Genomic DNA, 12,781 nt, shown 5'->3' on the forward strand with positions numbered 1-12,781 from the left:
ATCCTGCATACCCCAGAAGCAGCCACCGGCAAGGACTGCGCGTTCGGTCGAAGTCGCCATATCACGTCTCCTCAAAGGCAAGTTTGTCTGGACATAGATGGGCATTGTCACCTGCTTCGTCCAGCGGACCGGCGGATCTGCTTCAGTTGCTCGGTCGGGCGAGGCCGTCGATAGCACCCGGCAACTGCCGCGCGCCAGGCGGAATGGCTGCGAAGCTGATCGCCACCGGCGGCGCCTTGAGCGACCAGTCGAAAAGAACGGTTTTGATCGGGATGTCGCCCACCCACGCCTGCAGATAAGATGGCACATCGCGCCCGGGCCAGACCAGCAATATGCCATGCTCGCGCAGCCGCTCCTTGGTGATCCAGGGGGCGTACTGCATGTTCAGTTCGGTGAAGATCGACGGCTTGTCATAGGCATTGAGGCCCGCCAGCGGCGCAATAAGGGCATGGCCGCCGACGATGTCGAGCCGATCGGGCGTCGCAGCGTGCCAGACAGCCTCTGCCTCATCCGAGATCTTTTGCGCCGGCCAGCAGACGGCGTCCATGCGCCCACGCAGATTGCATTTCGTCCAGCGGATGCCCGCATAGGCACCGGATATGCCGACAATGGAGATGAGCGCGCAGATCGCCAGCTTTCGCATCTCGATGGCGCCGAGGCGATGGCCCAGCAAGGCGAGCGCCACAACGCCAGCAAGATTGTACATCGGCGCGCCCCAGGCCTCGCCGGCGCCGGTGAACAGGGACGCCACCATGACGAGGATCGCCGGGCCAACCCCCATCCACAAGAGATAGACCAGCGTGCCGCGCCCGACGGGCTTTTGCGGCGCGGGCGAGCGCCGCAGCAGCCCTGATATCGCCAGCACCAGAAGAAAGCCGCAGAGCCCAGCCATCTGGACGCCGATATAATAAAAGCGGGAGCGATGAGCCACCACCCACTGATCGCGCCAGGCGGCATAGGTCAGCGGCAGGAAATCGACGCGGCAGAGTTCGGCGGCCAGTGGAGCGGCGACAGCGCCGAAAACCGCGAGCCCGAGCCATGGCCAGGGCGTGGCGAGCCGACTGCGTGCGCGTGTGTCCGACAGCAGCCAGATCGCCCCGAAAAGCAATAATAGGCCGGTGGAAAGCTTGGCATAGAGCCCGACGCCCGACACCAGCCCGAGCGCCAGCCACCAGCCCGGCCCACCACCACGGCCCGCACGCCACAACAGCCAGCAGATAGCGGCCCAGAAGGGCATCTGCGCGTAGTCATGATTGAACTGTGGGGTCGGCCAGCCGAAGAAATAGAGCGACGGCATCAGAAGCACGGCGGCCAGCGCGCGGGTTCGCCCGAGCATGTCGCGGGCCAGCAGATAGACTAGCACGAAAGTGGCCGAGATCGTTAGCTGAGCCACGAGATATTGCGGCCAGCGGAACGATCCGGTCAGAAGATGGCTGATCTCGAGCAGCCAGCCGGGAAGCTGTGGATGCTTGTAGGTCAACAGCACCCATTCGCGGCCCCACATGAAGCCTTCGACGACATCGTTGGGCGGTGACACGTCGACAAGCGCGGGCGCCACGGTCCAGCACAGGATCTGTGTCAGGCATAAAAGCGCCAGGCCGGCTTCTGGATAGCGCGTCAGCCCCTGCCAGATCGACGACTGCCGCCAGTCGCCTGGAACAGAACTGCCGACCGGCAGCCAACCGTTCATGGGTTCGTCGATTCGCGTCATGCGGTGGATAAATCACACCGGACGGTTTTTGGAACAGCCCAGAACTCGAAGCTTACGAAAATGTAAACTTGGGTGACCATGGCAAAACCAAGATTGAGGCAGAGTTTCGCGCCACCATGCCGCCTCTCTCATCATCACATGCCAGCAGGACAACAATGGAACACGCCGTCCCGGAGCGCCCTGAACATGCCGGGCACGGCGCATCGGGCGTGATCGCGGCAGGCGTCGCCTACGCCTGACCGGTTCCCGTCCCCCAAAAAGCATCCAGGATTTGATAAATGCGCCACCACCATGCCATCATCCACTACCGTGCGCTCGATTTCTGGATGGCCCGTGCGGCCGTTCTCGTCATCATCTGCCTGCAGCTTCTGGTCATCAACAATCTCTCATTCGGACCGCGCTGGCTAGCGCCCGCGCTGGAGGCCGCTCTGCTGCTGCCCTTGTCGGTGGCCACCGCCTGGACACAGGCCGCCACCCGCAAGGCGGTCGAGGACCACGAGTGGCATGCGATCGGCCAGTTTCGGGTCATGATCCGCAGAACAGCCCTGACCATGACCGCCATCATCAGCATCATGAACTGCGGTTCGCTGGTCCTGCTGGTGCGTGCCTTGCTGGAGGGCCATGCCGGCAACAGCGGCACGACGCTGCTGATCGACGCACTCAACATCTGGGTCACCAACGTCATCGTCTTTGCCTTGTGGTTCTGGAGCACCGACCGCGGCGGCCCGCCGACCTGCGGCCTCGTCAAGCTTGCGCAGGCCGATTTCCTGTTCGCGCAGATGACGTTGAACGACCGTGACCTCCGAGATTGGCTGCCCGGTTTCGTCGATTATTTCTTCCTCGCCTTCACCAATGCGACAGCGTTTTCGCCCACCGATACCTTGCCCCTTTCCCAGCGCGCCAAGCTGCTGATGATGGCCGAGGCCATGATCTCGCTGCTGACCATCGCGCTGGTCGCGGCACGCGCGGTCAACATCCTCGCTTGATCGGCCCGACACGCGAAATAGCCCGCCCGGCGCACCGGAACGGGCTATTTTGGGTTGCCTTCGACAGTTGAAATGCAGCGCCGGCCTAGTGGCGCTTGCCCAGCCTGTAGCTGTTGCCGCCCAGCAGGTTCACGCCGAGCCCGCTCAGAACGCCACCGACGATGCCGGTCTTGTTGCCGTTCAGAATGCCTGAGACGACATTGCCGCTCAGGATGTTGTTGCCGCTGAGCACGTCGTTCAGCGCGGTGATCTTGCCAAGGTCGATGGACGGCGAAACATTGATCAGGCTGCTCGAATTGCCTCCCCAGCCGCCCGAACCTCCGCACCCACAACCTGCCTCGGCGGCTCCAACGGACGATGCAACTGCGACAGCGGCGAAAATAACAGTGAACTTGTTCATGAAAGCTACTCCCGTTTGATGATGGAGATGGCTTCCGTCTTCTGTGGTCTACCTCTTGCTTAACAATATATGAACAATTCATCCGCTCAAGTCTTTATCTAGTTTCGGTGCTTCAATCAAAAATTAACAATAATCATTATGCATAACCGACATGATTAACTTGCTTATCACAACGGACGACGACGAGACCGGTCAACTCGAATGCCGCTCAGCAATGGCCGATCGGAAATGCAAAAAAGCCCGCCCCGGCGTGAGCCGAAGCGGGCAGCGGTCGGTCCTGGAAATGAGAGCCACGCCGCGCCAGGTCCACCTGTCTCGGTAATTCCGTCAGGCAGCAGCCAACAGACGACGCGGTGCCAACAGCTACTCCTCCACCCCCGGCTTGAATCTCCGCACCACAAACTCGAACAGCACGTCCGAAATCCACATCGCACAGACGCCGATCAGGAAGGCGGCCGCCAGCGTGGTGGTGTCGTCGGCGGGATCGGGCATCGGCAGGCCGGCGATCCTGGCGTAGGAGACCGCCGGCAGCGTCAGATAAGCCGCCGCAAGCGCGCCGCAGATCGGCGAGGCCACCATTTCGCGCAGCTTGTAGCGATGCCGCGACAGCGCGCGCAGAACGCCGCCGGCGAGACCCGCCGCCACGACCGGTCCCTTGATGCCGAGCAGGTCGAAAAGATCGTTCATCATGGCCTCCAGCCGCAAAATTTCTGACCCTTTTCGTTGTGAGCCAGGATCGCCGCCACCGACGCGTCGGAAAGGGCCGCCGCCTCTGCCCTTGTCGGCCGGATGGGATGCCCGGCCGCGCAGAACGATCCGCCTGATGTGGTGCAGCCGGCCAGCAGGAGCGAGAGCGCTATGATTTTGACCATCTGGCCAGCCTCCCTCTGTTGTCGTCCGGCGCCCGGCCGGCGACGGCATCGTCGATCTCCTGGGCTTCGGTGCGCGCCGCGGCGTCGGCGGCATCCTGCCTGGCCTTCTGGTTGGCCTTGCCCTTGGCGTAGGCCGTCCAGACACCGGCGAGCGCGGCGCCCATTGCCAGAAGATACGGCCAGGCCTGGCCAAGCAGCGCGAAAGCGAGTGTTCCCATCTCATGTCTCCTTGGCCGGCGCGACCATGCCGCGCGGCCCGTCACGCACCGCGTTGATGATGATCTTGGCAAGGGCAATGGCGCCGCTGATCTGAAGGGCGGTGCGGTCGCTCACGCCGAGCAGCGTCCAGTCAAAGCCGGCGAGCGCGCCGCCGCAGATGATGGCGATCAGCGTGTTGAGGAGATTGTGCAGCGCATTGGTGTTGAACCATGTCATCGAAACAGGCTTCCGAAAAAATCGGCGATCTGATGCCGGACGGCCGCGAGCGCTCCGGCCATGAGAACGAGGAGGCCGGCCACGGCAGCCGTCTTGCCGCCGGGCGTCGGCTGCTCGAGACGAACCGACGGCGCCCCATTGGCCGATGTTTCGACCCTGGGCGGCGCCGCCGCGGTCACCGGTGCGGCGGGGCGCTGCGCCGACATCAGCAGGGCCTGAACCCGCACCGACCTGACCCGATCCGACCAGCCGCGCCCGAATGTTGCCCATGTCGGCAACCGCTTCAGGAACGCCAGCCGCGCATCGCAAAGTGCATCGATGGTCACACCGGCCGGCTTTGCCTTGGCCGCCGCGACGGTGACCGGTCCGATCCGGCCGTCCTGCGCAACGCCGACGGCCGCCTGCAGATATTTGGCCGCCCGGCCAGGCCCGCTGTTGACGGCGAAATCGAATACCGCGTGATCGACGCCATCGGGCAACTCGGCGCCGAGCACAGCGTCCCAGTAGAAGCGGCGATAGACGGTGGCGACCTGCGCGTCGCTGATCGCGCGCAGATCCGCCTTTGTCGCGCCCGCCTTCACATAGCGGCGGAAGCTGGCAAGCGTCACGCCCTTCATGGTGGCGCCGCCAGGATCGGCCAGATGGTCCGACCACCCGCCTTCCGATTTGAGAACAAGCGCAAGCGCCCGCGCGAAGTTGCGGTCCATGGTGTTTCCTTTCCGCCCTTCCGGGCAGTTGTTCAGTTTTTGATTTTTGGTATGTTCGCCGGGTGGAGGTTAGGCTTGGCGCGGGCGATTATGATTCTGGATATCATTCGCCAAGTTGGCAGATACAGACTTAAAATTCTGAGTATCGGCAAGAGAATCGTGCGCTCGGTAAGTCATTGACGCACCTAGGACGCGCAAAAGCACATATGCCTGACATAAGACATTTAGTTTTAGGAGTCCTCATCGGCGCCTTCTCTATCGCGTGGGTAGTTATTGCCACGATAGGGGTGCGGCGAGAGACGCGAGCGTACAACAAAAGCCTGAGAGACATCGATGAGAAGCTCCGTCAGGATAAAGATCAATGAATGAGTCTTCGGCGCGTTGACGCTGCGGAAATGATCAACAGGACTTCAGTCGAAGCGCCGCGACAACTCGTGCTGGATACAAGTAACTGAGGTCGGAGTTCGAAAATTCAGTTTCAGCTAGTTCTTTTTGAAGACGAACAGCTTTGTGTGAAACGATACTGGACTGATCACTAAGTCGATCGCGCGTCGTAAGGTCACCATCGGTCGCGACCGGCTCTCATACAATGGTTCAAGCAGGCGCTTGAACAAATTGCTTTCCCGCATCAACCCCAGATATCCGCCCCTGGACCGACTTTCCAAAAGCCGGAACCCCATCCCGCTGATCGTTCTAATTGTGTCGTTCGGGGTGAAGGCAAATTGGTAAAATCGAGCCATGTCCGCGGCACTCACATCTTCGTATCGACCGAGCCGCATCTTTAGACGCCTCAATGGCGACACGCTGGGGACAGTTAGGAAAAGGAGTCCGCCAGGTTTCAGCACTCGGCGTACCTCCTCGATGATCGATGCGTAACCATCCTTGAAATGTTCGATCACCCCTAAGGACCACACCCCTTCGAAAAAGGCATCCTCGAATGGCATTTCTCGCACGTCGCCGAGAACGATATTAAGTTCGGGGGCGTGCTTCTTGATTCTAGCGATGGTTACGGGGGCAAAGTCTAGTCCGTATGCCTCGAACCCGGCGTGATGGAGCCCAAAGACTGTGTTTGCCACACCGCAGCCTGCATCAATCACTCGATCAGGCGGGCTTAAATACTTTCGGGTAACATGCTGGACAAAGACGCTCTTTTTCCGAATGTCCGTTGCTGTTAGGGATTGCGCCCAACGATCGTCCCAGAATCCTTCGTCGGCTGGTTGGTCGATGAATACAAGACGATCATGCTGCCGATCGAGATATACCTGCTCCACCATTCATTTGCCTCCCCCAAGGCGCCGCTCAACGTCAGTTCATTTGCCGTAGTCTCGACCCACAATCGGAACAGCCGGAATGCTGGTATGGAAGCGCCCGAAGAGCAGTACCCACACCAAGACCTGAATCGTCACGAAACCGACGAATGGCTGCCGTGCCTGCGCAAGAACATTCTCCAAGGCATTCCGGTGCGCATAGACCCCAATCACGCTGCCGAGGATGATCCAGAAGAAGAACCACATACCCTTACTTTTGAGCGAAGCATGATGCAACGCCACCAACGCTCCGCCATAGATCAACCCAAATACGATCACAACGGGAATACCGCCAATCGCCCACGCCTGCCCCCAGAATGTACCAGCCAAGCCGTACAACGCCTGTGAAAATATCTGGGTCTGGAGCACCGTGTTGAACCCAGTGCTGTCGAAGCCGAAGGCCGACGGCTGAATTAGCAGTTGCGCCAAGGTATCGCGAACCGTGTTCCACCATGGATAGGTCGTGCTACTCCTAATCAGCCCTTCGATGTTTTCATGAGTGCCGAAGGCTTCCCAGGAGGCCACCATAGCCATCGGATCAGAACCGCCTGTCAGCATCCTGCCAAACGGCAGGTCGCGTTTGTAGGCCAGATAGAAGGGCTTCATAAAGAAGATGATCGCAAGCGTCGCCAGCCCGATCGCCCATGCCTTCCAATGCAGGGCCGCCTTCGTTATCGGCCACTCCCACAATAACACGATGGCAAACGCCATTGCCAAGATCACCGGGACCGTCCGATCACCCGCGATCGCATTAAGTGCGACCATTAACGCAAAGATGGCTTGATAAATACGAGCGCCGCGACCCCATGGCCTATCGAAATAGATTGATGCCAGAAGACCGATGCCGCTGACCCAACGCCACACGATGGAAATGAGCCCACCGACGGCGTCATAGATGTCGGCACGCTCCATCGCGTACCACTCAAGTCCAGCCCTGTTTGCCATCCATGCATAGCAGGCTAAAGAAATGATCAGCGCGCACCGAATGAACCAGATGACCCGCATCGGGTGCAGTTGGTAACAAGGGGGACGCCTGCCGCCCACAGACGAAGGCATCAGCAGCAGCGCCAACCCGAACCCTAGCCAAGCAGCGACCATCACCAGAATTGCTTCCGACGACGCCGGCTCAAGATATGGCACCAATCCTTTCGCGCTCACAGGCCGCGTGAAGCCAATCAGCGCGGGCACCGAATAAGCAAGAAGGCCGATATAGCCAATCGCTACAACAGAAACCCGATTGTGGCGGGCCACAAGTATAAAGGTGGTCACGGCCACCATTGACCACAGAGCGAGGACCATATCTTTCGTTCGACTATTTGGATCAAAAAAGCAACCTAGGCGATTCGGTCATTCACAACGACAAAGTCACAACTCGAAATCGCCCGCCCAACCGACTGTCGCGCTGACCACCCATGAGCCCGTTGCGTATGCCTCCAGGGTTACACGCTCGCCGGGATCGAGAATGAGATATTTGCCTGCACCGCCGCCCTTGATCGTGTCCGTCCCGTTGGGCTCGATGTTCATGACATGGGTTGCGTGTACCCCGGCAAAGCCGATCCGAAGGCCAGGCACGGCAGGCGGCAGCGTATGTGTGCACGTCGCGCCGGCGCTGTTGTTGTGGCAGAGTGCCCGGTTGTGAAGCCCGGACAGCGTTGTGTTAACGCTCAGATTGATCGGCACACTCGACGTCCCCTGCAGGCCGGGATTGTTGCCGCCAATAAACCTGGTCACGGTGCCGGCCGTGATGGAACTGCCGGTGCCATCGCCAACCCATTCCGTCATGTCAAAGCCATCGACCAGCATTTCGTCTATCGCGCCGCCGGTGGTTACCCGAAAGGCAACGCCAATGGAGGTCGGGTTCTTCAGGGCGATGTCCCTGAGACTGGCTTTGCGCAGCCGTTGGCCCACCGAAAGATTGAACCGGACGCCATGCGACTGGGTGTTTCCCCTGATGCCAGAAAGGCTAAGGCTCGCCGGTGTCACTACGTTCGCAACGACAATGGCGTCGGTCGAGCAGTTCATCAACGTGCCCGGGCCGATCGCAAGTGGCGTCTGGTAGGGCGCGGCGATTACGGCTGTGGCACCTGACGTTCCGCCCGTGATAGTCTCGCCAGCCCGAAAGATGCCGGCCGAACCGCGCACATAGATGCGCTGGGTCGCGCTGTTTGCCGTTTTGGCAATCGCAGAGGTGCCTCCAGTGATTGTTTCAGCGGCCTGAAACGTTCCGCTTATCGGCAAGACCCTCAGCACGTTGGCAAAGAAGTCGACCAAGATGCCCGTCGCGCCGGATGAACCGCCTGTCACCGTCTCACCGAGTTCATAGTCGAGGGTTGAACCGGTAATGACGATTTCAAAATGTTGGAACCGCAGGGTTCCGGTCGAGCCAGAGGTGCCGCCGCTGACCGTTTCGCTAATCGCAAACGATCCAACTTGCGAGCTGAGGGCGAACTGATATTCGCCGTTTGGTTCCAATTGCAGGGCTGTGTTGTAGCGATCGATGTACCAGTTATCGAGCCGGCCCGACTGAATCTGAACGCCGAAGACGTTACCGGCAGAACTACCGGAGAGCCGGTTGCCGATTGCCTTGACATTCGAAATGACGATCTCGCTGTTGGCGTCAGTCGCAGCTACGCCAATCAGACAGTCATTCGCCACCACGTTAGTTATGATCCCTCGCGGATCTCGCGCACCGGTCATCTCCACCCAGACACCGGCGGAGGGGCTGTCGAGATGTGCATCGGCGAAAACCCCGTCGACCAACACGTCGGTGGTGTTTAGATTCCCCGTATAGGTCAACACGACACCGTCGCGTTTGCACTTCGCCGACCGGATGTTGCGCACGATCGGCTTGCGGACGCCGGCCACGTAAACCGTGTCGCCAAACTCGCCGCCGGTTGGCGTGACGATGTTATAGCCGTCAATGTCCTCAATCGTCGGGCTGTCGACACAGAGCGCCATCACACCGGCAAGGCCGAGATTGCGGACTTTCACGCCGCGGATTGTCGGCCGCTTCCGGCGTGCACCAGTGGAGAGGCCGACGCGAATACCGATAGAAGCCTGGTAGCCGGCATGTGATCCACCATCAATCGTGAGGTCCCCGTCTATCAGGACGTCATCGGCAGCGATATCGATGACGGGATGGTGGCCGGTAACGGCACCGACTGGCGCGCGCAGGATCAGGGCAGAGCCGCCCAGGCATTCGACGCGCTTCTTCGCTGTCGAGATCGTATGGTTGCCGTCGGTCTGGTAGGAGCCGTCAATCAGCACATGCGGATAGCTGCCCGCGAGCAGTGCACTGATAGCAGCCGTGGCATTTGTACCGTTACCACGCGCCCCGAGCATTGATGCCGTCACCGGGGTCGAGGCGAGCGTATAGCCTGTCTTCGTCATGCCATCGCTCAGCATGATCACCAAATCCCCGACATTCGTTCCATTCTTGCGGTACACAGCGCCACTGCCTGCCACCTGAGAGCTGTCGTAGAAGGCGGTGCGGATGTATGTGGGTGCTATCGGTGGGGAAAATGCCTCCGCCGTCGCCTTGGTCGCGAATTGCGGATCGAGCACGGTTGTCATGGCGCCCGTCGCTACGTCCGCAGCGGCCTGGGCCTGGTCGATGATGCCTTGCGCGGCTGCCTGGATATCCCCGACTGTGTCGTCGGACTGGTAGAACGACAGCACAATGTCGTCGGTGCCGATCACAGGGTTCAGCGTCTGGAAGGCGAAGCTGCACTCACCCCGTCAACCACTTTCTGAGAAAAAATTCCTAGTCTGGTCGAAACTCCCGCGCTGAGCGACGCTGGCAAAGCGCGTAAAACCCTGCTTTTGCCGGCGGCTGGTCATAAGCCGGCAGGTGTGAAATCATTCGTCGAAGCTCATGGAATGATTCCCGTCGCACGGCCTTGTGGGAGAGGACGATGGACAGACCAGCCATGGCATCCGTGTTCAGGATGCGGCATGCACCAGCCACGGTTTCCGGCGTGTGCAGCACCGGCCAGGGTCAGGCCGATCCAGTCATCCGCGTGCGTTCGCTGGGCGAAGCCATCCGTTTCGTCGCCAACGCCTACCCCCAATACGACGTCGGCGCCGTCGCCATCAGCTGTGGGGATGTTTCGATCGGCAGCCTCGGCAACCTGGAGGTCAAGGCGCTGTGGCGCGAATATGGCGAACGGCTGACGCAGGAATAGGCGTTCGCCCGCAGCCTTTCTGGAGCGGAAATGCCGCTCGTGCGTTTCAACCCCAGCCACGGGAGCAATCGCCATGAATGTCGCCAACCTGCAACTCGAAGGCCTGTTGATGGCCGTCGCCTCGATCAATCGTCTCCTGGTTCAAAAGGGGGTGCTGACGGCGGAGGAAATCGACCTGGCCCTGCGCAAGACCGAGGCCGGCGAAACCAACGAGGAACGATCCGAAGGCATGTCCGCATCCAGCCGCGACGCCGTCAACTTTCCGATCCGGCTGCTGGAACTCGCCAACCAGTGCCAGCCGGAGGCGGAGCTGCCGTCCTTCTCAAAGCTGGCCCGCATGGTCGGCAAGATAAAGGAACCCTACAACGACCAGCTGTGAACGGTGCCGGCGGGCCGGCATGCGTCCGCGGTGGCCCACTGCCCTCGCCTCAAGCCCTGCCCGGCCATCCCAAATTGAGCGAAAGCACCTTGCCCGGTCCATGCACCGCCGCAAACAGCAGTCCGGCCAGGAACGAAAAATGGTCGATGAAGAAGCCGAACTCGGCCTGGTTGCCGGCCCAGTGGCTGGGTCCGTGGAAGGCAAGGGCCAGGAACAGCACATAGGCGGCGGCGACAAGGGCCGCCTGCGTGAAGAAGGCGCCGGTCAGGAAGCACAGCACCAGCGCGACTTCCAGGATCGCCGCGCACCAGGCCAGGAACAGCGGAAACGGAAAGCCGGCGGCGGCGATATAGCCGGCGGTGGCCGCCATGCCCATGAATTTGAACGTCACCGCCATCAGGAAGACGCCGGCGAAGATCAGCCGGGCGATGAGAAGGGCCGCGGTCTGCCACGGCGATTGAGTGATTTGCGACGACATGCTCGTTCTCCAGCTTTGCAGGTTGCTCGCTCCTAGGACGCGCGACGGACGCCAGATCCGACACACCAGGCCAATTTTTCTCGACAGGGCGCTTGCCGCGGGTCGAAGCAGGCTTCGAAGCCTCACACCGACGGCAAGGAGCGATTTTCGGTTTGCCGGCCGACGGTATAGCGTTGCTCCCTCAAAGGGGGAAACGGACATGGCCAAGGCATTGACCATCGGCGCACCGCGGCATCCGGCGATGAGCACCGCCTACGAACAGGAATGCAGGGATATGCTGGCTCCGCATCTCGACGCCCTGCTCCGCAAGGTCGAGGCTGCCGGCTGGGACCGCGGGCAGGCCGCCTCGGCGCTCATGTATCTCGCCGCGATGCGGCTGAAGCCGGCCTGACGACACGCCGGCCCGAACGGCTCTCCGGCGCATCGCGATTGAAACTTGTTGGTAATCACGAATGTGATATTGTTAGCCGGGGCTAATGCAGCGGTGTGCCGGTGCAGCAATTTTGGGTGGGCTGAAATTTGCGAACAAGCGTCAGGTTTGGGGCGATACCTCGTGGCGTGGGGTCGGCGACGCTGGAATGCAGCGGCTGCGGCGGCGCTGGCCAGGTCTTCCAATGTCCGCGCTGGACGAGTTCCAACGGCCATTGTTGCCCTGCCGGCACCCACCGGCGCGGCTGCCCCGGCCTCAGCGCGGCATGCTCCGAATGTGACGGCGACCACGCTGCCGACGCCGACCCGATGCGGCCATCGGCCTGATACAGGCCGGTTGCAGCCTGGCCGTGTCGCCTGGTGGAACCGGCGGCGCCGATCTGTGTTATGTCGTGTTGATCGCGGGCGCCGAAGGTTGCGCGTTTCCCCGACAACAGAAAGCGAGGCCTGAGATGGCTGACGACAAGTCGAAGACGAAACAGGACCGCAAGCAGGTCTCGGGCGAAGAGCCCTACGAGGTTGCCGCCTTTGCCCGCAAATACGGCATTCCGCCAAGCGAGGCACAGACCATCATCAAGCGCTAAGGACCCTCGCGCAAGAAGCTCGACGCCCATATGGCGGCCCGCGGCTAGCCGAAACCATTTCGCCTGGGCGGCGTTGAAGACGCTGCGGGCCGCGTCAACCGGGCCTGGTGGTACGGTGAACAGGATGTCTTTTTCCCGGTTTCTCATCCTGGCCAACGAAACGGCAGACGAGCATCTGTCCCACCCGGCCCGCAGCGCCACGCATTGAGGGAGGTTGTCATGTCCGACACCATACGCAGGACCGGCAGCTGCCTGTGCGGCGGCGTGCAGTTCGAGGTTCACGGCGCGCCGCCGCACAGGCAGCTGCCG

The 12,781-nt window shown here is 61.1% G+C and carries 15 protein-coding genes; 5 read left to right on the forward strand and 10 right to left on the reverse strand.

Going from position 1 to position 12,781, the window contains the following annotated elements; genetic code table 11:
- Positions 1–142: 142 nt before the first annotated feature.
- Entirely contained in the window at positions 143–1,690 is a 1,548-nt protein-coding gene (locus tag EN994_RS04135) for a glycosyltransferase family 39 protein (protein ID WP_063170277.1), read from the reverse strand.
- Between the two features lie 299 nt (positions 1,691–1,989).
- On the opposite strand from EN994_RS04135, the gene EN994_RS04140 reads away from it, so the two are divergent.
- Entirely contained in the window at positions 1,990–2,697 is a 708-nt protein-coding gene (locus tag EN994_RS04140; RefSeq protein ID WP_013530791.1) for a hypothetical protein, read from the forward strand.
- A gap of 85 nt (positions 2,698–2,782) precedes the next feature.
- Here the strand turns inward: EN994_RS04140 and EN994_RS04145 are convergent, their stop codons facing one another.
- The 8 genes from EN994_RS04145 to EN994_RS04185 all read right to left on the reverse strand — a co-directional run bounded on the left by EN994_RS04145 (position 2,783) and on the right by EN994_RS04185 (position 10,117).
- The gene (locus EN994_RS04145) at positions 2,783–3,097 is read right to left on the reverse strand and encodes a hypothetical protein (protein ID WP_013530790.1); all 315 of its coding nucleotides are present in this window, start codon (positions 3,095–3,097) and stop codon (positions 2,783–2,785) included.
- 363 nt (positions 3,098–3,460) lie between these two features.
- Positions 3,461–3,784, reverse strand: coding sequence for a hypothetical protein (locus EN994_RS04150; protein WP_013530789.1), 324 nt, complete (start codon positions 3,782–3,784; stop codon positions 3,461–3,463).
- A gap of 169 nt (positions 3,785–3,953) precedes the next feature.
- Entirely contained in the window at positions 3,954–4,187 is a 234-nt protein-coding gene (locus tag EN994_RS04160) for a phage-related exported protein (protein ID WP_013530787.1), read from the reverse strand.
- 1 nt (position 4,188) lies between these two features.
- Positions 4,189–4,404: a hypothetical protein gene (locus EN994_RS04165; RefSeq protein ID WP_063168557.1), complete on the reverse strand. Its 216-nt coding sequence runs from the start codon at positions 4,402–4,404 to the stop codon at positions 4,189–4,191.
- Positions 4,401–5,111 carry a glycosyl hydrolase 108 family protein gene (locus EN994_RS04170; RefSeq protein ID WP_063168558.1) on the reverse strand — a complete coding sequence of 237 codons (711 nt, stop codon included), beginning with the start codon at positions 5,109–5,111 and terminating at the stop codon, positions 4,401–4,403. Before EN994_RS04170 ends, EN994_RS04165 begins: the two co-directional genes overlap by 4 nt.
- A 482-nt stretch (positions 5,112–5,593) precedes the next feature.
- Positions 5,594–6,385, reverse strand: a complete 792-nt coding sequence (locus tag EN994_RS04175; RefSeq protein ID WP_063168559.1) for a class I SAM-dependent methyltransferase — start codon at positions 6,383–6,385, stop codon at positions 5,594–5,596.
- A 36-nt stretch (positions 6,386–6,421) separates the two neighbouring features.
- Complete coding sequence (locus EN994_RS04180) at positions 6,422–7,717, reverse strand: hypothetical protein (protein WP_063168560.1); 1,296 nt, start codon at positions 7,715–7,717, stop codon at positions 6,422–6,424.
- 66 nt (positions 7,718–7,783) lie between these two features.
- Positions 7,784–10,117 carry a hypothetical protein gene (locus EN994_RS04185; RefSeq protein WP_063168561.1) on the reverse strand — a complete coding sequence of 778 codons (2,334 nt, stop codon included), beginning with the start codon at positions 10,115–10,117 and terminating at the stop codon, positions 7,784–7,786.
- Between the two features lie 215 nt (positions 10,118–10,332).
- Between EN994_RS04185 and EN994_RS04190 the strand changes: the two genes are divergently transcribed.
- Positions 10,333–10,602, forward strand: coding sequence for a hypothetical protein (locus tag EN994_RS04190; RefSeq protein ID WP_063168562.1), 270 nt, complete (start codon positions 10,333–10,335; stop codon positions 10,600–10,602).
- Between the two features lie 73 nt (positions 10,603–10,675).
- Complete coding sequence (locus EN994_RS04195; RefSeq protein ID WP_013530780.1) at positions 10,676–10,981, forward strand: hypothetical protein; 306 nt, start codon at positions 10,676–10,678, stop codon at positions 10,979–10,981.
- 49 nt (positions 10,982–11,030) lie between these two features.
- On the opposite strand, the gene EN994_RS04200 is transcribed toward EN994_RS04195, so the two are convergent.
- Entirely contained in the window at positions 11,031–11,459 is a 429-nt protein-coding gene (locus tag EN994_RS04200) for a DoxX family protein (protein ID WP_063168563.1), read from the reverse strand.
- Positions 11,460–11,658: 199 nt separating this feature from the next.
- Here EN994_RS04200 and EN994_RS04205 point away from each other — a divergent pair, with 199 nt between their 5' ends.
- Together EN994_RS04205 and EN994_RS04210 are read left to right on the forward strand one after the other, a co-directional pair.
- Positions 11,659–11,850, forward strand: coding sequence for a hypothetical protein (locus tag EN994_RS04205; RefSeq protein ID WP_013530778.1), 192 nt, complete (start codon positions 11,659–11,661; stop codon positions 11,848–11,850).
- A 490-nt stretch (positions 11,851–12,340) separates the two neighbouring features.
- Positions 12,341–12,472 carry a DUF3606 domain-containing protein gene (locus tag EN994_RS04210; RefSeq protein ID WP_127307407.1) on the forward strand — a complete coding sequence of 44 codons (132 nt, stop codon included), beginning with the start codon at positions 12,341–12,343 and terminating at the stop codon, positions 12,470–12,472.
- Positions 12,473–12,781 lie beyond the last annotated feature (309 nt).

Source organism: Mesorhizobium sp. M7A.F.Ca.CA.002.09.1.1 (genome assembly GCF_003998555.1).
GTDB classification, from domain to species: domain Bacteria; phylum Pseudomonadota; class Alphaproteobacteria; order Rhizobiales; family Rhizobiaceae; genus Mesorhizobium; species Mesorhizobium ciceri.

Excerpts from the sequence above, each read along its gene's own strand:
- EN994_RS04205 (WP_013530778.1), top strand. The coding sequence starts at position 11,659 with ATGGCCAAGGCATTGACCATCGGCGCACCGCGGCATCCGGCGATGAGC.
- EN994_RS04150 (WP_013530789.1), bottom strand. The coding sequence starts at position 3,784 with ATGAACGATCTTTTCGACCTGCTCGGCATCAAGGGACCGGTCGTGGCG.
- EN994_RS04190 (WP_063168562.1), top strand. The coding sequence starts at position 10,333 with ATGGACAGACCAGCCATGGCATCCGTGTTCAGGATGCGGCATGCACCA.
- EN994_RS04135 (WP_063170277.1), bottom strand. The coding sequence starts at position 1,690 with ATGAACGGTTGGCTGCCGGTCGGCAGTTCTGTTCCAGGCGACTGGCGG.
- EN994_RS04210 (WP_127307407.1), top strand. The coding sequence starts at position 12,341 with ATGGCTGACGACAAGTCGAAGACGAAACAGGACCGCAAGCAGGTCTCG.
- EN994_RS04160 (WP_013530787.1), bottom strand. The coding sequence starts at position 4,187 with ATGGGAACACTCGCTTTCGCGCTGCTTGGCCAGGCCTGGCCGTATCTT.
- EN994_RS04170 (WP_063168558.1), bottom strand. The coding sequence starts at position 5,111 with ATGGACCGCAACTTCGCGCGGGCGCTTGCGCTTGTTCTCAAATCGGAA.
- EN994_RS04195 (WP_013530780.1), top strand. The coding sequence starts at position 10,676 with ATGAATGTCGCCAACCTGCAACTCGAAGGCCTGTTGATGGCCGTCGCC.
- EN994_RS04165 (WP_063168557.1), bottom strand. The coding sequence starts at position 4,404 with ATGACATGGTTCAACACCAATGCGCTGCACAATCTCCTCAACACGCTG.
- EN994_RS04200 (WP_063168563.1), bottom strand. The coding sequence starts at position 11,459 with ATGTCGTCGCAAATCACTCAATCGCCGTGGCAGACCGCGGCCCTTCTC.
- EN994_RS04145 (WP_013530790.1), bottom strand. The coding sequence starts at position 3,097 with ATGAACAAGTTCACTGTTATTTTCGCCGCTGTCGCAGTTGCATCGTCC.
- EN994_RS04175 (WP_063168559.1), bottom strand. The coding sequence starts at position 6,385 with ATGGTGGAGCAGGTATATCTCGATCGGCAGCATGATCGTCTTGTATTC.
- EN994_RS04140 (WP_013530791.1), top strand. The coding sequence starts at position 1,990 with ATGCGCCACCACCATGCCATCATCCACTACCGTGCGCTCGATTTCTGG.
- EN994_RS04180 (WP_063168560.1), bottom strand. The coding sequence starts at position 7,717 with ATGGTCCTCGCTCTGTGGTCAATGGTGGCCGTGACCACCTTTATACTT.